Source organism: Reichenbachiella sp., assembly GCF_033344935.1.
Taxonomy (GTDB): Bacteria; Bacteroidota; Bacteroidia; order Cytophagales; family Cyclobacteriaceae; genus Reichenbachiella.
In genome coordinates, this window is record NZ_JAWPMM010000001.1 from 3785354 (window position 1) to 3805602 (window position 20249).

The window sequence follows — 20249 nt, forward strand, 5'->3', positions numbered from 1 at the left end:
GCTTAGTTTTTCAGTGGATATTTCTGATTCAAGTACCTTCTGAGGAAAATAGTCGTGGCATACTCGTCCAGCAGTACTTGGTTATAATCTCCTGATTCGCTTTTCTTCAGCAGGTAGTCCCAGCCACTGTCTTTGGCAAATTTTATATACTTCGCTATGATGTAATCATCGGACAATTCATCGTTTGGCCCCACATAGCCAAGATCAAGAAAAATCTGGCCCAGAATTTGGTAAACCTCTGATTTATTCGCCTGATCCCAGATCAAATTGATGGTACGTCCACGGAATTTTTCGGAGATAATTCTCAGCTTGATGACATTAGAATAGAAGACCTTATCCAAGGTAGTCAGCTCTGTATTCGTATTGCTCTGAGACACTTTACAGGTGTCAAGAATAGCTTTCAACTGATCTCTTTCCTTGGACAATCTTTGTATCTCAACTGTATTTTTTTGTTCATTGACTAGTACCTCTTCTAGTTTAGCTACTTTTTGATCCAATTCAGATTTAATCGGCCAATCCACTACTTTCGTGCCCAGCTGATCGATGATAGTTTCAGTCTGACAAGTGAAATCAATCTGCTTGTAGGTGAATATTACAGCAGAGACTACTTCCAAAATTAGACCTGCAAATAGCGCATTCAGATGCCTAGGTTGAATGGATTTGATGACACCAGTTATTCCAAGAAAAGTTAGGATGGCAGTAATCGAAAAAATGCCAATAAAGACGTAAAAAACTATATTAAGTTGGTCGGTTCCCATGATAGGTATTGATGATTGATTGACTGATCCCTAAAGATAGTAGGAAAGCTGGATTTGATTATGTTTTAAAAACTAAAGCGAGCAACGCACACCCCAGGAATAGCTCATGCGAAGAGAAATTCGAAAAATCTAAGTTGAATAAGTTGAGAGTGGCGGGGTAAACAAATCCGTCATTACCCGGCGACAGTCCGGGTAATCCCTTGTAGACTGTTATTCAAGTAGATTCAGCTCAAAAACATCAAAGCCCATCTCGATAGCTATCGGGATGGGCTTTATTGATTACAGAAATAGTTAGGAGTATCTTTTATGTTTTCAACCCAAACAATGGTCTCAAAATTTTAACACGACGAATGACAAACTCATAAGTCAAATAACAAGCGATATTGGTAAACAATACCAAGCTCCAAAACTTGATTGTCGCCGAAAGATCTATGGCAAACAACAACATCGACCCCAAGTACAGGAATACCATATGTATAATGTATATGGGATAAGCAGCCTGGCTTAGATAAGTCAAAGCTTGACTAGGCTTATTAAGATATTTATGCCCAAACCCAAATACAGTGAATATCCAAAAATTGGATTCAATCGCCATGAGGAAGTCAGGGCTTTTTAACTCAAACAAAATCAATCTAAGCGTATACAACCCCACAGCAAACAATAGAAGCACCCACCGACTGTTAGTCACCGTGTTCCAAAAAGTGGCACCGCTGTAGACACAACAGAAACCCACCAGAAAGGCTACAAGCCCCAACCAAAATCCATGCATGGTCATGGCATACATCTCAAAGTTATCTGGTTGAACGACGACGGCTTCCAGCACAAAAGGAAGCATGATCACCAACAAACCCGCTGGAGTGCTGAATAGTTTTTGAAGGACACGTTGGAAGACTCCATCCTTGTTCCTTTTCAGATAAAAGAAAAGTGGCGAAAGCACTAATACATAGATGAATATGTTACCTAGAAACCACAAGTGGGCAGGATTGAACACATAGCTCTTGTCCTGATGATAGTATTCTTGCCACAAAAGAACATGCAAAGGGACTATGGCCAACATTCCGAAAACAAAAGGAATCAGAATTCTTTTGGATCTCTCTACCAGGAGCTGCTTCCAGTCTCTCCTCTGAATAGCGAAGTACACGCCCATTCCCGATACAAAAAAGAGCAATGGAATTCTCCAAACATTGAGCATAGACATGGGCACCCATACACCTTCCCATGCCTCATTGTTTTGAATAAACCCGATAAACACTCCCCAGGGTTGGAAGCCTATGGCGATATGATAAATTAGTAATAACCCTATCGCAATGACTCTCAACCAGTCGATGTCGTATCTTCTATTACCTACAGACATATCTACTTCTTTATTATTTTTTAGCGCTAAGCATCTCTGCCACTTGAGGGCGAGTCTTTTCGATGTAATCGAAGTCTAACTTCAAACCAAATGGCCCAAGGTTTTTGCTCAACTGCTCATACACCATTTTCACATCCTGGAACGGACCAGAAACAGATTCTAAAGCCGTAGCGCCGAAGTTGTTTCTAATGGTCATATCCGCTCCTTTTTCAAGCAGTGCTTTAACGATCTCAACTCTGCACAAAAAACTCGAAGTATGCAGAGGCGTAGATCCATCAGCACTTCTTACATTCAAATCAGCGCCAGATTCAATCAACAGTTTGGCAATGTCTGTTTTTCCGAAAGTAGCGGCAATGGCTAAGGGAGCTGATCCATAAGCATCAACCTCATTTAAATCAGTCTTCGCTACTACATGCGCTTTCACCGCTTCTACATCCCCCATAAATGTAGCTTCATGTATAGTCATGGATGGTGTACTACCATTAGTGGCTGCCTTATTAGAGTCACACGAAGCGAGCCCTAAAAAGACCACTACTATTATCATGTTACACCAATTTTCGATTGAATTAATTTTAAAAGTTTTCATGTTTATTGTTTTTAAAAGTTTCAATTAGATTTTGATGATACAAAGGTCAGAAAGACTCATCAGGCCCAAAATCAACCATGAAGCAGGAATTATCACCTATGCGTAATCATTGAAAACTATGACTCAGGAATATAAACTATGACGCAAAAGGCTTTTTTAAGACCTCATTCAGGTTTGGAAATGGTCCTATTCTTGTCGAGTATTGTAGCACCTAAACGCTATTTAATGTCTGAATTCCCATACGCCAATAATGAGTTTCTGAGTAGTGTAATCGCTGCTATTGAGGAAAATATCTCCAATGAAGATTTTGGTGTTTCGGAATTAGCCGATCAGATAGGCATGAGCCGGTCCAATCTCCTACGAAAAGTGAAAAGTGGCACAGGGTTATCTGTAAGCCTACTCATTAGACAGGTTAGACTTCATCATGCTAAAGATTTGCTGCAAAAAGGCAATCTCAATGTTTCAGAGATTTGTTACAAAGTAGGATTTAGCAGCACGTCGTATTTTACCAAATGCTTTCGAGAACAATATGGTTATCCGCCAGGAGAAGAGAGCAAAAGAAACACAGATCAGGAAGTAACAGATCCGCCTAAAAAGTCAAAACGCTCACTAGTAGCATTGACTTTATTGGCATTCATACTTGCAGGCACGTTCTATTTCTTATTTGTTCAAAAAAACAACAGCACCACCGAACCGCTAGAGAAGACGATTGCTGTGCTACCCTTCAAAAACAATAGTGATGATGCTTCGAATGTCTATCTGATCAATGGAGTAACCGATGCCATTCTGAATCACTTGCAAAAGATCGAAGACATGAAAGTCACCAGTCGGACTACTACCGAAAAGTACAGGGAAGTGTTTCGGACTATCCCAGAACTTTCAGAGGAACTCAATGTCAACTACTTTCTTGAAGGCAGCGGTCAGAAAATTGGTGACCAGATTTTGCTCAGCGTGCAGCTGATCAACGCGAAGAAGGATCGGCCGATTTGGTCTGAGCGATATGAACGCCTATCGAAAGACATCTTTGAGCTTCAAACGGAAGTAGCCAAAACCATCGCCTCACAAATAGAAGCTACGATCACACCAGAAGAAGCAGAACGGATGGAGAAAATTCCAACTGAAAATCTGAAGGCCTATGATTTATACCTCAAAGGACAACAATATGCTAGAGAAGAAAGCACCGAAGGCCTTCTCGAAGCCGTGGATTTATTTCAGCAGGCCGTAGCCGAAGATGAAGATTTTGCCCATGCCTATGCCTTTATAGCCATATGCTATTACTACCTTGACTTATTTCAAGCCAACAAACAATACGGCCTTGAAATCAATACCTATGCCGATCGGGCCATGTTATTGGATCCGGATGTAGCCGAAAGCCTGATTGCTAAAGCCTTGTTTTACATGCAAGACAAACAATATGAATTGGCCATTCAATACTTTGAAAAAGTCTTGGTTCTCAGCCCACACTCAGGCTGGATTCATAATTTTCTTACCGATATCTATACAACCTATATACCCAATACAGAGAAATACCTCGAGCATGCCTTACAGGGCATTCAAGCTGGTGTAGCCGGACAGGATTCTGTTACTGCTAGTTTCACCTATCTACATCTCAGCAATGCACTGGCGCAAAACGGATTTATAGTAGAGGCCGAACGATACGTCAAAAAATCACTGGCGTATTATCCCGAAAATTTATACTCAGAAACCCTCTATGCGTACATCAAATTGGCTGGTAATTTCAACCTACAGTCAGCCCGAGAGTCACTGATTCAATCGTTGAATAAGGATACGACCCAATTACATATCATTCAGGAAATAGCCAAAGTTTGCTACATGCAGCAGGATTATGAGACGGCTTGGTATTATTATGAAAAGCTCGATCAAGTCAGAAAATCACTAGATCTGGATATCTACGGTGCCGAGGATCTTAAAATAGCTTATGTCCTGGAGCGGTTAGGTCAATCGGATCAATCACAGCAATTTCTTGACAGCTACTACGACTATTCGAATAATGATACTTCCATTTATAAGGATTTATTACTCTCGGCCTACTACGCCTATGTAGGTGATATAGAAAAAGGCATCGAGCATTTTACCGCATTTTCCAAGCAAGAAAACTACATGTATTGGTTTGTGCTTTTTTTAGACAAAGACCCCATCTTAAGGCGCATGGCAGATCGTCCAGAATTCAACGAAATCATTCGGGCTATTTCAGACAATTTTTGGGTCAAGCACAAAGAAACCGCCGCCAAGTTAAAAACCGCTGGGGTGATGTGAGATCGAAAAATCTAAGTTGAATATATCGAGAGTGGCGGGGTAGTTTGCACCGTCATAACCCGGCGACAGTTCGGGTAATCCGTTTCGGAATTGAAGGCTTATTATAGAATTGAGAATAATTAGAACATATCGAGTTATTGCTTGATTGCAGAATGTTTTATGACAAGTTTTGCTCCAAAACCATTAACATCACGAATACTATACCCTTTGCATGATTTATTTAAAACCTTTACCAGTTTTGTTTTCAAATCTTTCCTAGCTTTTCCTGTCGGATTTGAAGTGTTTTTTGATTCATGCATTTCAAGTAGAGTCTCATTTTTATTAAATTTTAAAACTAGAGAATCTATGTCTGTCACTTTTCTTTTATTTGGTGGTTTAGAGTAATCAAAAATGGTAATCCTTGAAAGACATGCTATTATTATTCCATTATACTTCCTAGAGGTAGATTTTCGTAATTGTTTTAATTCATGTTTTCGATCAGGATCAGTATTTTCTTTAATTGCTTTATTTATCTCTGAGTTTAAAAAGTCCATCTCATCTTCAATCTTCACTCCAAAAAATTTATACTTTTTTGAAATGTGATGATCAATATCAAAATAATAATTTTCCTTCAAATGAAATTTTAGAAAAGCCCATAGAATCTCTTTATGATGTGGAACGTTTATCGTTTGAAAAATATCCCAAGCTTCATCAACCACAATATCAACTAAAGGTTTTATCACCTTCTTGGCGTCATCTTTTTCAAGCTTCAAGCCTTTCACACTTTTATTAATCTCCTTGATTATCACCTTCTTTTCGTCAACTAATCGATCTAACAGTGTTTGCCTTTGGCTCTTTAAAATCCCAATAATATTCATTAAAAATCGAGGGAATTCAGATAGTTCAAATGAACTTTTATGCAAATAAAAATCCATTACTTGTGAAGAAGTAAAAGGATTGAAATCCAAAGATGCCTCAACATTTTTCACCCCTCTTTTTATTGTCAAAGCCAATCTCAAATTATCCTTAAGTAAACTATCTTTCATATCATCCACATGTTCAGAAATCCGAATAAAATGATTCAGATGACAATCATTAGGAGTTGACAGACCGTTTAACAGAGCATTGTTACAAATTAAATTATAACTTGTCTCTTTGAGCCCATCAAATGCTCTTACTTCATAAGATCTTTGGTAGGATTGACTTAATGGATGCAAATAGAGATTATCACAAAGTAGAGACAGCAGAGGATTAAATATATCTTTTGCCTCGTTTTGCTGAAATTTATTTTCAAAGAAATCAAAAGACAATACCATTGATAAAATATCAATGGTAATTGGAAGTGAAGAATTTCTTGAATCCAGCGATATTATTGCTAGATCTCTGACATTCCGGTATATCTTTTTTAATTGAATAGTTTGAAGTTCATTTGCTAAACCAGCCGTTTCAGAAGAATCCAGTAGCAGTAATTTATAAATATTTATTAATTCATTTTGAAGACTCAATCGCCTTTTCAAAGTTTTATAGATTCTTCTAATTGATAGAATGTGATGAAAACTAACATAATCCAAATCTTCAATAACTCTTTCCGCCCAAAGCTTTAACTCTTCGTCTTTGACACAGTTAATAAGATAAGTTTTAAACCCCTTTCTTTTGACCGCTTTTAAAAGCAGAGTTTTTTCATCGCCAATAGTGTTCTTACAATGCCCAAAATTTGAAAGTAAAAACCAAGATTTCAGAATATCATTTCCCAAATACTCTTCCCCTTTAATTTTAATACTTCCTTGAGCGATTGAGGTTCCTCTAAAACTATTCTCAACAAGCTCAGAAATCACACATTGCAGAATAACATACTCATATCTTGAATGATTAATTCCAGAAAATGCTTGTGAAATTAATCCGAGATGTGGGATATTTTTTTGCCTCTGAATTTCATCATGTTTTTCATACAAATTATAAATTCTTGCAGAAACATTTTGAAAATTCACTGAAACTCTTCCCAGAATTCCAATATCTTCATCAATCCTTTTTTCCATAAAAAATGTTTAAGAATTTGATTAACATCAAAACTTATGAATTCTCAGAAGTGCTGCATAAGACTGGCTGCTGATCCAATCTTGAAACATAATAATAGAGGTTTTTAAAGTAAGATCAAATGGACTTGACTAAAATCAGCTGCATATAAATGAGGAGATTTCTGCGCTGCGCTACGAAATGACAGATGGCAGTAGAAGACTGCAAGAGATTGCCACGTCGCTCCTTTGCTTATCAGCAAAGCATGCTTCTCGCAATGACGTAAGCCAGTGAAAGTACTAGAAGTTCATTCTCGAATCAAACTTAAGTACGTCATTGCGAGGTGGGTGATTCGATGGTAATCGAATGCACAACGTGGCAATCTTAATGTTTTATTAAGAACACTTTTTCGCCAATTGTCTTTGCTCATCAACTAAGCGTGCTTCTCGCAATGACTCGAATTTTAAAATTTTAGCTGAAAGCGATGGCTACATCAATGCGGCAAATACTTTCTCAGTATACCATAAAGAAAAGTCCCAAACATGGCGCTGACTATAACCAAAAGAAACACAGAAGCACCATTTCCCACCAATACAAACATTGGGCCTGGGCAGGCACCTGTCATGGCCCAGCCTAGACCGAAACATGTACCTCCAATTAACAGACGCGCTATTCCTTTGTCCTTCGGCGCAATATGGATAGGATTGCCTGAACTTGATTTGATTTTAAATCTCTTAATACTTTGGGTGATCATTATACCTAGTAAAACAGCCGAACCAATTATCCCAAACATGTGGAAAGATTGAAAGCTGAACATTTCATAGATTCGATACCAGGAAATTACCTCGGCTTTTGTCAGAACAACCCCAAAGAGAATACCAGTAAATAAATATTTAGCAAATTTCATACACTCAGAATTATAATGTCAATAGATGAGGAAGAATCAAATGGGTCATCACTAATCCTCCAATAAAAAAACCTATCACCGCCACTAATGATGGCCACTCCAGATTGCTAAGACCACTAATGGCATGACCAGATGTGCAACCACCAGCATAGCGCGTACCGAATCCCACAAGCATGCCACCCACAATCAGCATCAATGCATACTTAGGTGTGGACAATGCTTCCCATGAAAAAATTGATTCTGGAAGGTAAGTAGAGCCTGGACTTTCAAAACCCATGGTCTTTAATTGAGTAATTGTTGCTTCTGAAATACCCACAGATTCAGATACAGACAGATATTCCTTTGCGACATATCCGCCAATCAACCCTCCAAAGACAAATACGAGATTCCAAATATCTTCTTTCCAATTGAATTGAAAGAATTCACTCACTCTTCCCGCTCCAGCCATACTACACATCGTTCGGAGATTGCTGGATACACCAAATTTTTTTTCGAAGTAGAGCATAAAAAACATTACCACCGATATTAAAGGTCCGGCTACATACCAAGGCCAAGGCTGGCTTATCCATTCTATCATCTCATCTATATCAATTGTGAATCGGCAAAAATAATTCAATAAAGCAGACTGCTATGTAACAAAGGTTACCTTTTACTGGAACATAATTATGTATAATTGAGCCTCTTGATTAAATATCCCATGATGAAATCTCCATTATCCCTTTTTCTCTTATTATCATTCACTTTGGGTTTAGTACCATTTTTTCCGGAACCTCACTTAGTGGGCAAACTACGTTGGATATTTGGAGGAGGACAAGGCATGCAAGCGATGGATTACTTTGACCTGTTACTTCATGGCGCTCCGTGGATAGGGTTAATCGTAATTGGCTCAAAGAATATATTAAAAAAATGATCCCTCCTGAAAAATCAATTCAGAAAGAGATCATTTACAATTATAAGTTTTGCATCACCCCATTGAGGCTCATCCAGCCACCACCGTTGTATGCTTCAATTCCTGCACTTTTGGCCTGACTTGCAGCCGAACCACTTCTCATCCCACTAGCACAACAAAAGACTACTGGTTTTCCTTTGGCTTTTAGACTTTCCAGCTTGGTACCTACTGAACCTAAAGGTATATTTTCAGATCCATTGATGTGACCTCCCATGTATTCACCAGGAGTTCGAACGTCGATAATAATCGCTCCATTTTTAATTGCCTCTTTCATAAGTTCTTTTCTTTTACCTAGTCCAAACAGATCTAATAATCCCATTATTTACTAACGTTTAATTTTTTCAAAATATCATCCATCAGACACCACTTCGTTACTGACGACTGCAATAGGTTCACACCTACAAATCCCGTCATCCAAAACCAATGCGGGCTTACCCAAATGCCTAATGCCAAACTGGTTAATATAAATACTCCAGCGATGGCTCTAATTATTCTTTCTCTCATTTTTCGTTCATTTAAGGTTAAACAATTCTTTCTACCGGTTGTATAAAAGCGTGCATAGGATTTTGACTTCCTTTGCTCTCATTCCAGCACTCAATGGCATCCAAAATCTGATCAGCCACATCACTCGCCACAAAGGCAAAATACATGACCGAAAAATCTGAGTCGACACTATTTGCAAACCAATTGGTCAAATCAACCCCACGCTTTGCATTTCTACATCCGTCAATATCTACCTTACTGAAAATAGGAATCTCTATCCCTTTCAGTATTTTTTGTATTTCAGATTCATAATCCTTTATGGACAATACAATGACTTGTTTCATTTGATTAGTCTTTTAGCTTTCAATTTTTTCTTCCACAGCTTCTGATCCAGCTTCGCGATCCTTGTACTTGTGTCTTTCGGTCATGTAATAGATCAAAGGCACAATCAGTAGTGTTAATATGGTAGAGGCGATCGAACCACCCATAAGTGATATTGCTAATCCCTGAAATATGGGATCAAACAGAATCACGAAAGCACCAATAACCACCGTTCCTGCAGTAAGTAAAATGGGGGTCGTCCGTACAGCACCAGCTTCTATTACTGCTTGTGACAATGGCACACCGTCTTCCAATCTGATATTGATGAAATCGATCAACAGGATGGAATTCCTAACCATAATGCCCGCCAGGGCAATCATACCAATCATTGATGTGGCTGTGAAAAATGCACCTAACCACCAGTGACCCACTAAGATGCCAACCAGTGAAAGTGGAATCGCTACCATCATCACAAATGGCACTTTAAAGTCCTGAAACCAGCCTACGATCAGTAAGTAGATAATGACCAGAACCACCGCGAAAGCACTTCCCAAATCACGAAACACTTCATAAGTGATGTGCCACTCTCCATCCCATTTCACTCCAAAATCTTGTTCCATAAAAGGCTGAGTGGCAAAAAACTCCTTCAGCTCATACCCCTCAGGCACTTTGATTTCCTTCAGTTGATCTGAGGCTGTAAGGATCGCATAAACAGGCGATTCTAGCTGTCCTGCCATATCGGCTACGACATATACCACTCTTTTCTGATTCTTTCTGAAAATACTTTTGTCTTGCAAACGTTCCTCCACATTCACCAAATCACCCAAAGCGATCATATCACCTGTGGCGGTGCGAATGGTCAGCTTACTCAAGTCATCGACAGATGATCTTCCGGCTTCATTCACTCGCAGATGAACTGGTGTTGGATTTACTTCATTCGCGTCTCGCAAAAAAGTCGCATTGTATCCATTCAATGCAGTTTGAATTTCGCCAATTACTCGATCGGTTCTAATACCATTCATCATCGCACGCTCTTTGTCAACTACAAAATCATAAGTGATCTGATCGTCCTCCACCATCCAGTCGACATCTACTACATCTTCAATACCTGTTAGTTTTTCTTTGATCTGTCTGGCGATAGCCACCTGCTGCTCTGCATTGCCTCCGTAGATTTCTGCTACAATTGTAGAAATGACAGGCGGGCCTGGTGGCACTTCCACCACTTTTGCATTGGCTCCATACTTCAAGGCAATACGTTGAACTTCCGGACGGACTCGCTTCGCAATGTCATGACTTTGTTCCTCTCTTTCTCCTTTGGGCAACAGATTGACCTGAATATCCCCTACATTGCCAGCTTTTCTCAAATCATAATGCCTTACCAGCCCATTAAAATTGATGGGTGCTGCCGTGCCAACATAAGTTTGGTAATTGACCACTTCCACCTGTTTTTTTAGATAAAAGGCAATTTCCTTGGTAACCGCAGCTGTCTTTTCTAGCGGGCTACCTTCAGGCATATCAATAACCACTTGAAACTCATTCTTGTTGTCAAAAGGCAACATTTTAACTGCCACCATTTTGAAATACACAAGAGTGAATGAAGCAAACATCAAAAGTGAAATCACACCTATGAAGGACCATCTTTTTGCTGGACTGTCTATCATTGGTTGTACCATACGACGGTACCATTTGAATATGAAAGTTTCTTCTAATACAAAATGTGCCTCTTCACTATTATCATTTTTCAGTAAATGATAGGCCAAATAAGGTGTTATGATCAAAGCCACCAGCAAAGAGAAAAACATGGCCATAGAAGCTCCGATAGGCATTGGACTCATATATGGTCCCATCAAACCAGAGACAAAAATCATTGGCAATACCGCAGCAATAACCGTGAATGTAGCCAAAATCGTTGGGTTACCCACCTCATTGATCGATGCAATAGCGGCTTGCAAGAATGGTTTCTTTTTCATTCTAAAATGCCTATGCATATTCTCTGCAATGATGATCGAGTCATCCACAACTATTCCTGTCACAAATACCAGAGCGAAGAGTGTAATTCTATTGAGTGTATAGCCAAATAAGTAGTACACAAACAAAGTCAAAGCAAAGGTGACTGGCACAGAAAGAAAGACAACCAATCCACCTCTCCAGCCCATAGCCAAAGCCACTACAATGGTTACCGCTAGAATTGCAGAACCTAGATGTACCATCAGTTCACTTACCTTATGCGAAGCCGTCTCTCCATAGTTTCGGGTTACTTCCACTTTTACATCCGACGGGATCAAATCACCTTTCAGATTTTCAATTTTGTCCAACACTTGACTGGCAATCTGCATCGCATCAGCCCCTCTTCTTTTTGCCACAGATAAGGAAACAGCTGAATAGTCCTGAGGCATAGCCGCTTGCTCTGACATACTCGCCTGCCCATAACCAAAAGTCACATACTCAGAAGGCTCTTCCGGCCCATCCAATACTTCCGCCACTTGTCTCAAGTAAATTGGTGAATCACCTTGCACACCTACCACCAGATTTTCCAATTCCTCGGCATTCTTTATAAAATTTCCAGCTTGAACACGATAAGAATAATTACCCTGCTTGAAACTACCAGCTATATTTTGCTGATTGGCTCCTTGAATGGACTGAGCAACCGTGCCGAAATCGACACCATAGGCCGTCATCTGCTGAGGATCTAATACCACCTGAATATTTCGGCTTCTACCCCCATACAGCTTAACTGTACTGACATCGTTTACTTTTTCCACCTCGAGAGATACCTGCTCGGCCATTCTTTTGATTTCATAATCCGAATACCTCTCACCAAAGAATGATAAACTCAGCATGGGCACATCATCGATCGATCGGGTTTTGATCAATGGCATACTCACCCGATCAGGCATCTCATCCATATGTTTCTGGATTTCATTGTAAAGTTTTACTATACTTCGCTCAATATCCTCACCCACAAAGTAGCGCACCACTAAAAAGGCCTGACCTTCCATAGACTGAGAATAGACATATTCTACCCCTGGAATGTCGGCAATCAATGCCTCCAACGGTTTCACTATTCGCGATTCCACTTCTTCGCTTCCTGCCCCAGGATATTGCAAAAAGATGTCGGCAATTGGTACATCGATCTGGGGTTCTTCTTCTTTGGGTGTTAGCATGGCGCTGTATATCCCTATAGCTATGAAGGCAATCATCAACAACGGCGTAAGCTTTGAGTTGATGAACTGGCTGGCTAGATTTCCTGCTATTCCACTCATCTTATTTCGAATTTGTAGTTGTTACTTTTATTCCGTCTCTTAGCTGAGATTCGCTAGAAATCACGAACTTCTCTCCCTGATCCAGTCCCGAAAGCACTTCAAACCCCTTCTTGGTTTCTCTTCCTAATCTCAACCACCTGAGCATGACCTCATTCTGATCGCTGATCACATAGGCACCAACCAACTGGCCCTTTCGAACTAATGCTGACTCGGGTACAATCACTTTCTTGCTAATGGCTCCTTTTCGTGATACCCTACCAAACATGCCTGGTTTTATTTTTTTAGGTGCATCCTCTATCAAAACTGATACCTTGAATTGTGCTCCAGAAAAAGCAGATGATGGTATTACCCTGTCTACTGTTCCTTTATAAGTCTGATCTTCAAAAGCATTGAATTGAATAGACACCGGATCTTCCTCATTGAATATTCCTACCTCAAATTCAGGCACACTGATATCAATTTTGAGCTGTTGTGTAGACTCTAGCGCCAACAAAGGGCTACCTGGATTGGCCATATCGCCTGGATTCACATACTTAGCCGACACAAATCCATCGATATGTGAGCGAAGGCTGGCGTATGACAATAACTCTTCTACGCTAGCCGCTTGCTGTTTGGCTGATTCTACTCGGGCATTAGCCATATCTCTGGCAGAGATTGCCTGATCCAGCTCTTGCTGGGTAGCACTCCCTTTGGCTTTTAGGTTGCTAATTCGTTCGAAAGACTTATCTGCGTTGGCCTGGGCAGCTGTAGCCTCGTCCAACATCGCCTTGGCAGAAGCCAATTGTGCATTGACACCTTTGCTTCTAATCGTCACCAATAGATCACCTTTGGACACATGATCTCCAGCTTTCACCAGTACATTACTCACTTGTCCCATGATTTTGGTACTCAATACCGACTGTTTATGAGAGACCACCTGACCTGAATAAAGTAATTCATTCGAAATGTTTTGAGCAGTTACTTCCTCAACTTCAACGTTCACTGGACTTACGTTAATCGGTGTATTATTCTCTTTTGACCCGCAAGCAACCAAGTAGGTAACCGCAGCCAAAAGGATTGATATTTTAATTATTGGATTCATTGTTCTTATGTTTTTATAGACTTTCATCTGTTGAATTTTCTGATGTGGCTGCCTCCAACTGAAACATCAATTGCAGATAGCCATGTTTAGTTTTTAATAGTTGCATTTCCTGATTCATGTAATTGGATTCATCCATCAACAAATCAGATGTTTTTTCCAGCCCTTGTGCAAATCGATCCTGTCTGATTTGATGCAAGGCTCTCGCCTGATCTACACTTAGCTCAGCTAGTTCTTTCTGCTTGATGGCCAACTCAAAATCATTTTTTAATTGTTGCAATTCGTGATCTGCCCGACTTCTGCTTTCTTCATAGGCGATTTGAGCATATTGTTTTTGGTAATTTGCCTTTTGAGTGGCCCCTATTTGCTTACCACCTTTAAACACATCCCATTTCAGCTGAACACCAACCAAATAGTTGTCGGCTTGAGTACCCAAGAATTGCGGATCATTGAAACTGTATCTGCCAAATGCATTCACACGAGGGACAAAACTTCCCTTCTGAGATTGATAGCCATAGCCAGCAGCCTCTGCTTTCAGTTTAATGGCCTTCAAATCAGCTCGTTGTTCAGACAAGTTTGACTCGACCAACATAGCATTTGCTTCCTCAATATTAGGAATGGGGTCGATCGGGTCAATCTGATATACCTCAACTTCACCCATGTGCTGTAGCAGCAGGGAATTGACCTTTACAACCTGATGCTGAGCCCGAAGCCACTCACTTTCTACCTGTTTTAATCTCAACTCAGCGCCAAGTAAATCGGCTCGAGTGATCGCTCCCTGATCGAAAAGGTCTTGTGCGACCTTGCGATTGGCCTCTGAGGCGCTTTTCAAATGAACCATTACCTCTTCAGCCTGAATCGTAAGCACCAATTGATAATACAAGCTCTTCGCTTTGATGATCATCATCTTTTGCATCCAGGCCTTGTCATACTGGCCGGCTTCGGATTGTTTGAGGGCTGCCTTTCTGCCATACAGCCCATCCAAATTGAACAATGGCTGCTCGATATTGATGCTGGTATTGAAATTCGAAATGTTATCCGGATTGTTAAGCAAGGTCGGATTAAAGTCCGCCTGCTCAATAGACGACTGCCCCAGCTTAGTACCAAAGGCCATCATCGGATCAGTCGTATTAGTGAATGTCTCCGTGAAATTAACCGATGGCAAAAACGCTGCATTGGCTGATCTGCTATCCGAATCAGCCATCCCAATTTGCTGGTTCATCTTCTTCAAATCCCAATTATGCTGCTGCACTAGAGCTATTACCTCCTCTAGTTTCATTGGCCTTTTGCCTTGAGCACTTATGCTTTGCGCAAAACCCAAGATCAAAATCAAAAGTATCGACTTTAATATTGATTTATTGTTATATGTTAATATTTTCATATTTAATGATAAATTTTTTAAATCTTACATTTAGACATACAATCGATCACATTTAACACTTCCATAAGCTTAATGCTATAGTAGATGCTCTTGCCGTCTCTTTCGCTCTGAAGCACGCCTTTAAGTTTCATGTTGGTGAGATGATGTGAGATGAGCGATTGCTCCACCTCACATCTTTCACTTATTTCATTGACACTCATTTGCTGATGTTCAGAAAGTAAAGACAGAATTCTCAATCGCACCGGATGTCCAATGGTCTTCAATATGAAGGCTACCTTCTCCAGCTTATCTTGTTCTTCTATCAATCCAATCATCTGTTTAGTATTAATATTCTAAATCCTGGGTCCAGCCCATGATGCCTCCGTCGAGATTATATAACTCTCCGGTAAATCCCATCTGAGCCATCAATCCGCAAGCCTGTCCACTTCTGTTGCCGCTTCGGCAGTAGACATAGTAGTTTTTAGACTTATCTAATCCTTCTAGTTTGCTCTTGAAGTCTGGTTGAAATATATCCATCAGCTCGCAACCAGCGATAAAACCACCGTCGTATTCTTCTTGCGTTCTTACATCCAGTAATACACCGTTGTCGTCTGCTTCGAACTTCTCTGCAAAATCTATTTCATCAATATTTTGATACATCTTCTCTTATTTTAAAGTTGACGGACAAACATAGTCCGTAGTTTTAATTCCTGTCTGACTGATTCCCTTGAATCCTTGTTCTACATTCACCAAATCATGAATACCTCTTGATTTCAAGATGGACGAAGCAATCACCGAACGATACCCGCCTGCACAGTACACATAATATTTATTGTCTTTATCTACTTCACTCATGTGCGTATTGATGAAGTCTAATGGAAATGTAAGTGACTCCTCTACATGCTCTGCCTGAAATTCCCCCGGCTTTCTCACATCCAATACTTTCAGTTCATCACCGTTCATTCTACTTTCGAATTCTTCTGGGCTAATAGACTCCAAAGAATCAGTGTCTTTTCCAGCGGCTTTCCAGGCAGCAAACCCGCCTTTCAAATAGCCTAAGGTATTGTCGTACCCTACTCGGGACAACCGAGTGACTACCTCTTCTTCTCTCCCTTCATCCGCCAAGAAAACAATTGGCTGTTTTAGGTCTGTGATCAATGCACCTACCCAAGGAGCGAAACTCCCGTCTATTCCTATAAATATCGAATTAGGAATATGACCTTTTACAAATTCGTTTTGATGGCGTGTGTCCAACACCAATGCCCCTTCGTGGTTGGCCATAGCCTCAAAAGTCTCCACATCCAAAGGAACGGTACCGGTTGCCATTACTTTATCGATACTTTCATAGCCAGATTTGTTCATCATAGCATTCTTAGCAAAGTACTGAGGAGGTGGCATAATGCCCTCAGTTACTTCTTTGACAAACTCCTCCTTGGTCATGTCCGCTCGAAGCGCGTAGTTGGTTTTCCTTTGATTTCCTAAAGTATCCCACGTCTCTGAAGACATGTTTTTGCCACAGGCAGATCCTGCACCATGTGCTGGATAAACAAGTACATCGTCTGGCAAAGTCATAATTTTTTCTCGCAAGCTATCGTATAAATGTCCTGCTAGATCTTCTTCGGTCAAATCCGATTTTACTGCCAAATCTGGTCTCCCTACATCTCCTATAAATAGCGTATCACCAGAAAAAATGGCCTTTTCTTTTCCCTCCTCATCTATCAGCAAAAAAGTACTACTTTCCATGGTATGGCCAGGAGTATGTAGCAATTTGATTTTTACGTTTCCAACATTGAAAACCTCACCGTCAGTTCCTATATGACTATCAAATTCTGTAGTAGCCGTAGGACCGAACACAATTTTCGCACCCGTCTTTTTTGCTAAATCAACATGCCCTGATACAAAATCCGCATGAAAATGTGTTTCGAAAATGTATTTGATGGTGGCACCATTCTCCTTGGCCTTTTCTACATACGAATCTACTTCTCTCAATGGGTCTATGATGACCGCTTCATTTTCACTCTGTATGTAGTAGGCACCCTGTGCCAGACAACCAGTATATATCTGTTCAATTTTCATAGCTAAATCTTAATTGGGTTTCTTGTTGCAAATGTACGCGAGCTACTTGTATTGGTTTGTAACTTTTGTCACACGAAGATAATCGTAATGACTAAACTAGATGAATAATTCCTCCAGACATGGTGTGACAGAAGAAACTATAACAAGCCCTTTTTCTTCAATATGGCTTTCATCTTCATTCTATCAAACTGTAACAATACAGCTCTTGGCTCATCAATAGTTTTTACTGCCCTAAAGTGCGCTCTATATTCTTTCAAAGCAGGCAGCAAATACTCATAATTAGAGCCATAGCCCAATGCATCAAAAAAAACAAAATCTACATTATTTTCAACCATATCAGCCATCACCTCATCTGAATTTGGGCTGAATTTATAGCGGTGCACATAAGCTCCAGAATAGAAATGTAGCATACCTGGTTTCCTTGTTGCCACTGTGATATTAGAATAGCCTAGAGATTTAATATGCTCTGCCATGTCAACAAATGTTTGGAACTTCTCATGATACGCTCGCTTAGACATTATATGAAATTCGTACATTCTTGGAACCATCATCACCCCTAGTATGACTATCGCTATGGCTACTGCCTGCTGTCTTTCTCTAATTCGATTAACCCCTTCATTTAATGCATTCAAAAAACCAAAAACCATCAGTGGAATCAGGGGTATCAAATAGCGAAAATCATTACCCGAATGATACAGTAGTACGATAAGTAAATTGAACAGATAAAAGCTAATGAACAGATATCTATATTTTTTATTGATCAGAAATATTCCTGACAGGGATACAATTAAAAATACAGCTCCCAATATTAACATCTGAGTCTCTCCTATTTCTCTCAATTGATAAATGGGCAAGATCATTTTAGGGAAGACCATTAGAATTTCATTGGTGAAATTGGCTACCAGCTTATCAACGAAACTACCCAACGAATCCACTTGTCCTGTCTCTGGTCGCCATGGATTTATCCGAAGTAAGGCATTCACATACCGGCCATTCAATCCATGAATGGTATTCCTAATAAAGTAGGGCAGGTGAATCAAAACGACACCTCCAACATAGATAGCTAAAGTTCTCCACTCTTTTTTTAGCAAGAAAAATACCGCAACGGCTGCCACAAGAGATAAACCAATCCCTCTAAAGTAATAAGCTAGAGCCACGGATAATACAGTGGCAAACAAGGCCTTATTCCATATTTTATTTTTCACCACATTATCGTAGTGTGTGAGAAAAAACAAAGCCAACATGGTCAAAAACAAATAGGGTATCTCGGACATAATGATATACCCAAACTTCAGTAAGCCAATATTGAAAATGAGATAAAAATTGACTGCAAAAGCTAACAAATAATTGGATGTAAGCCTCTTGATGATGAAATAAAACAATATCAAACTGGCAAAAAGAAAAAAACCATTCAACAACTTAAACAATAGGATGTTTGTTCCAAACACAGTCATCAACAGACCCAACATGGTTGAATATCCTGGAGGAAACCAGTTTACCGGTTCATATTTAGAGGAATATGGAGAAGAGTATCCATGGCCGGTGGAAATAGACTTGGCATAATTTAAGTATTCAAAATTATCACCTCCGGTATCCATTTTTGCATCAAATACCAAAAGGTAAATACTCACAAAAGCAACCACTAATACAAACAGGTAAAAGCGCTCTCTTTTTTCAAGAGTGATAGGGTTAATCATGAATTATTGTTTTTATGACCCGCAATAATAACAAGACTAGGGGTTCTTCAGCAAGGAAGGCAAGCCGGTTTAAAAAACCTTATATGAATTCACTAATTAACTGATTGATTTTCTCTGTCTCGGTTAAGAAACCGTCATGACCAAATTTAGAATGAATTTCATGATAATAGACATTGACCAAATGATCTGAAATCGTACGTTGCTCTTCTATTGCAAACAACAGATCAGAAGAAATACCAATTTGCAATATGGGCGTTTTCAAACGTTCAAGCGTCTCAATTAACCCGCCTCGACCTCTTCCAACATCATGGCTATCTAACGCCTTAGATAAATTCCATAACATGTAGCCGCTAAAACCACGATTCACCAGTTTATCACCTTGGTAGCGGATATAAGATTCCGCTCTGAAATCATCGACTTTCTCTTCAGTATCCGATTGAGTTTGTTCAAATATTCGATGATTCCGATAAGACAATATCCCGATGGCTCTAGATGCGGCTACTCCTTTGGCTCCGGCATTGAAAGAATGATCCTTCCAAGTTGCATCCGCTTCTATAGCCAGACGCTGCGTCGCATGCGTTCCTATTCTCCAAGGGGATTCTTTAGGAGCAGATGCCACCAATATCAACTTATCAAAGGTATCAGGTTCTTGAACCGCCCATTCGTAGGTTTGAAAGCCACCCATCGAACCACCTATACCAACCGCAATTTTATCAATCTCTAAATAGTCTCTCAGCAATTGATGTGCTTTGACCATATCCCTGATCGTAATCATAGGGAAATCAGAAAAATAAGGTTTGCCAGTTTTCGGGTTTATCGAATGAGGGCCTGTTGTACCATAGGTTGAACCTAAAATATTCGCACAAACTATGAAATGCTTATCCGGGTTGATTGCACAATCAGCATCAAATAGACCAGCCCACCAATCCAAAGCATCAGAACTAGCTGTCAGCGCATGAAATACCCAAACAACGTTGGATTTATCAGCATTCATTTCGCCATAGGTATGATAGGCTATTTCTAGTTGCGGAAGCTCCCCGCCTCTTTCTAGCTCAAAAGGTTGATTGTACTGATATATGGAAGCTGTTTGGCTCATAGGAAAATTTGAAGGCGCAAACCTAATAAATGATCCATAATAGTTCACGGTT

The 20249-nt window shown here is 39.9% G+C and carries 18 protein-coding genes; 1 reads left to right on the top strand and 17 read right to left on the bottom strand.

The features are described 5' to 3' along the window. Positions 1-2: 2 nt before the first annotated feature. The 3 genes from R8N23_RS16205 to R8N23_RS16215 all read right to left on the bottom strand — a co-directional run bounded on the left by R8N23_RS16205 (position 3) and on the right by R8N23_RS16215 (position 2698). Positions 3-758: a hypothetical protein gene (locus R8N23_RS16205; protein ID WP_318172657.1), complete on the bottom strand. Its 756-nt coding sequence runs from the start codon at positions 756-758 to the stop codon at positions 3-5. 304 nt (positions 759-1062) lie between these two features. Beyond that, positions 1063-2112, bottom strand: a complete 1050-nt coding sequence (locus R8N23_RS16210) for an acyltransferase family protein (RefSeq protein WP_318172658.1) — start codon at positions 2110-2112, stop codon at positions 1063-1065. A gap of 13 nt (positions 2113-2125) precedes the next feature. Beyond that, on the bottom strand, positions 2126-2698 hold the full coding sequence (locus R8N23_RS16215; RefSeq protein ID WP_318172659.1) for an ankyrin repeat domain-containing protein: 573 nt from the start codon (positions 2696-2698) through the stop codon (positions 2126-2128). A gap of 225 nt (positions 2699-2923) precedes the next feature. Between R8N23_RS16215 and R8N23_RS16220 the strand changes: the two genes are divergently transcribed. Next, the gene (locus tag R8N23_RS16220) at positions 2924-4975 is read left to right on the top strand and encodes a helix-turn-helix domain-containing protein (protein ID WP_318172660.1); all 2052 of its coding nucleotides are present in this window, start codon (positions 2924-2926) and stop codon (positions 4973-4975) included. A 134-nt stretch (positions 4976-5109) separates the two neighbouring features. Here R8N23_RS16220 and R8N23_RS16225 read toward each other — a convergent pair whose 3' ends face one another. The 14 genes from R8N23_RS16225 to R8N23_RS16290 form a co-directional block, all read right to left on the bottom strand. Then, positions 5110-6990 (bottom strand): hypothetical protein, encoded by a 1881-nt coding sequence (locus tag R8N23_RS16225; protein ID WP_318172661.1) that lies wholly within the window; start codon positions 6988-6990, stop codon positions 5110-5112. Between the two features lie 470 nt (positions 6991-7460). After that, positions 7461-7874 (bottom strand): DUF6691 family protein, encoded by a 414-nt coding sequence (locus R8N23_RS16230; RefSeq protein WP_318172662.1) that lies wholly within the window; start codon positions 7872-7874, stop codon positions 7461-7463. Between the two features lie 10 nt (positions 7875-7884). After that, on the bottom strand, positions 7885-8451 hold the full coding sequence (locus R8N23_RS16235; protein WP_318172663.1) for a YeeE/YedE family protein: 567 nt from the start codon (positions 8449-8451) through the stop codon (positions 7885-7887). 373 nt (positions 8452-8824) lie between these two features. Further along, on the bottom strand, positions 8825-9142 hold the full coding sequence (locus tag R8N23_RS16240) for a rhodanese-like domain-containing protein (RefSeq protein WP_318172664.1): 318 nt from the start codon (positions 9140-9142) through the stop codon (positions 8825-8827). After that, positions 9142-9327: a DUF2892 domain-containing protein gene (locus tag R8N23_RS16245; RefSeq protein WP_318172665.1), complete on the bottom strand. Its 186-nt coding sequence runs from the start codon at positions 9325-9327 to the stop codon at positions 9142-9144. The genes R8N23_RS16240 and R8N23_RS16245 overlap by 1 nt, the downstream gene beginning before the upstream one ends. Positions 9328-9344: 17 nt before the next feature. Beyond that, complete coding sequence (locus R8N23_RS16250; RefSeq protein WP_318172666.1) at positions 9345-9650, bottom strand: hypothetical protein; 306 nt, start codon at positions 9648-9650, stop codon at positions 9345-9347. Positions 9651-9662: 12 nt separating this feature from the next. Next, positions 9663-12890 carry an efflux RND transporter permease subunit gene (locus R8N23_RS16255; RefSeq protein WP_318172667.1) on the bottom strand — a complete coding sequence of 1076 codons (3228 nt, stop codon included), beginning with the start codon at positions 12888-12890 and terminating at the stop codon, positions 9663-9665. 1 nt (position 12891) lies between these two features. Beyond that, positions 12892-13971, bottom strand: a complete 1080-nt coding sequence (locus R8N23_RS16260) for an efflux RND transporter periplasmic adaptor subunit (RefSeq protein ID WP_318172668.1) — start codon at positions 13969-13971, stop codon at positions 12892-12894. Between the two features lie 13 nt (positions 13972-13984). Beyond that, a complete protein-coding gene (locus R8N23_RS16265; RefSeq protein ID WP_318172669.1) occupies positions 13985-15349 on the bottom strand; it encodes a TolC family protein in 1365 nt (454 codons plus the stop codon). Between the two features lie 17 nt (positions 15350-15366). Further along, positions 15367-15663, bottom strand: a complete 297-nt coding sequence (locus R8N23_RS16270) for a metalloregulator ArsR/SmtB family transcription factor (RefSeq protein WP_318172670.1) — start codon at positions 15661-15663, stop codon at positions 15367-15369. A gap of 10 nt (positions 15664-15673) precedes the next feature. After that, complete coding sequence (locus R8N23_RS16275) at positions 15674-15988, bottom strand: rhodanese-like domain-containing protein (protein WP_318172671.1); 315 nt, start codon at positions 15986-15988, stop codon at positions 15674-15676. Between the two features lie 6 nt (positions 15989-15994). Next, a complete protein-coding gene (locus tag R8N23_RS16280; protein WP_318172672.1) occupies positions 15995-17404 on the bottom strand; it encodes an MBL fold metallo-hydrolase in 1410 nt (469 codons plus the stop codon). A gap of 137 nt (positions 17405-17541) precedes the next feature. Continuing rightward, positions 17542-19101 (bottom strand): hypothetical protein, encoded by a 1560-nt coding sequence (locus R8N23_RS16285; RefSeq protein ID WP_318172673.1) that lies wholly within the window; start codon positions 19099-19101, stop codon positions 17542-17544. A 79-nt stretch (positions 19102-19180) separates the two neighbouring features. Beyond that, positions 19181-20197 carry an alpha/beta fold hydrolase gene (locus R8N23_RS16290; RefSeq protein WP_318172674.1) on the bottom strand — a complete coding sequence of 339 codons (1017 nt, stop codon included), beginning with the start codon at positions 20195-20197 and terminating at the stop codon, positions 19181-19183. Positions 20198-20249: the final 52 nt, after the last annotated feature.

Bases quoted from the DNA above. Each gene is read 5' to 3' on its own strand.
- R8N23_RS16205 (WP_318172657.1), bottom strand. From the start codon at position 758: ATGGGAACCGACCAACTTAATATAGTTTTTTACGTCTTTATTGGCATT.
- R8N23_RS16210 (WP_318172658.1), bottom strand. From the start codon at position 2,112: ATGTCTGTAGGTAATAGAAGATACGACATCGACTGGTTGAGAGTCATT.
- R8N23_RS16215 (WP_318172659.1), bottom strand. From the start codon at position 2,698: ATGAAAACTTTTAAAATTAATTCAATCGAAAATTGGTGTAACATGATA.
- R8N23_RS16220 (WP_318172660.1), top strand. From the start codon at position 2,924: ATGTCTGAATTCCCATACGCCAATAATGAGTTTCTGAGTAGTGTAATC.
- R8N23_RS16225 (WP_318172661.1), bottom strand. From the start codon at position 6,990: ATGGAAAAAAGGATTGATGAAGATATTGGAATTCTGGGAAGAGTTTCA.
- R8N23_RS16230 (WP_318172662.1), bottom strand. From the start codon at position 7,874: ATGAAATTTGCTAAATATTTATTTACTGGTATTCTCTTTGGGGTTGTT.
- R8N23_RS16235 (WP_318172663.1), bottom strand. From the start codon at position 8,451: ATGATAGAATGGATAAGCCAGCCTTGGCCTTGGTATGTAGCCGGACCT.
- R8N23_RS16240 (WP_318172664.1), bottom strand. From the start codon at position 9,142: ATGGGATTATTAGATCTGTTTGGACTAGGTAAAAGAAAAGAACTTATG.
- R8N23_RS16245 (WP_318172665.1), bottom strand. From the start codon at position 9,327: ATGAGAGAAAGAATAATTAGAGCCATCGCTGGAGTATTTATATTAACC.
- R8N23_RS16250 (WP_318172666.1), bottom strand. From the start codon at position 9,650: ATGAAACAAGTCATTGTATTGTCCATAAAGGATTATGAATCTGAAATA.
- R8N23_RS16255 (WP_318172667.1), bottom strand. From the start codon at position 12,890: ATGAGTGGAATAGCAGGAAATCTAGCCAGCCAGTTCATCAACTCAAAG.
- R8N23_RS16260 (WP_318172668.1), bottom strand. From the start codon at position 13,971: ATGAATCCAATAATTAAAATATCAATCCTTTTGGCTGCGGTTACCTAC.
- R8N23_RS16265 (WP_318172669.1), bottom strand. From the start codon at position 15,349: ATGAAAATATTAACATATAACAATAAATCAATATTAAAGTCGATACTT.
- R8N23_RS16270 (WP_318172670.1), bottom strand. From the start codon at position 15,663: ATGATTGGATTGATAGAAGAACAAGATAAGCTGGAGAAGGTAGCCTTC.
- R8N23_RS16275 (WP_318172671.1), bottom strand. From the start codon at position 15,988: ATGTATCAAAATATTGATGAAATAGATTTTGCAGAGAAGTTCGAAGCA.
- R8N23_RS16280 (WP_318172672.1), bottom strand. From the start codon at position 17,404: ATGAAAATTGAACAGATATATACTGGTTGTCTGGCACAGGGTGCCTAC.
- R8N23_RS16285 (WP_318172673.1), bottom strand. From the start codon at position 19,101: ATGATTAACCCTATCACTCTTGAAAAAAGAGAGCGCTTTTACCTGTTT.
- R8N23_RS16290 (WP_318172674.1), bottom strand. From the start codon at position 20,197: ATGAGCCAAACAGCTTCCATATATCAGTACAATCAACCTTTTGAGCTA.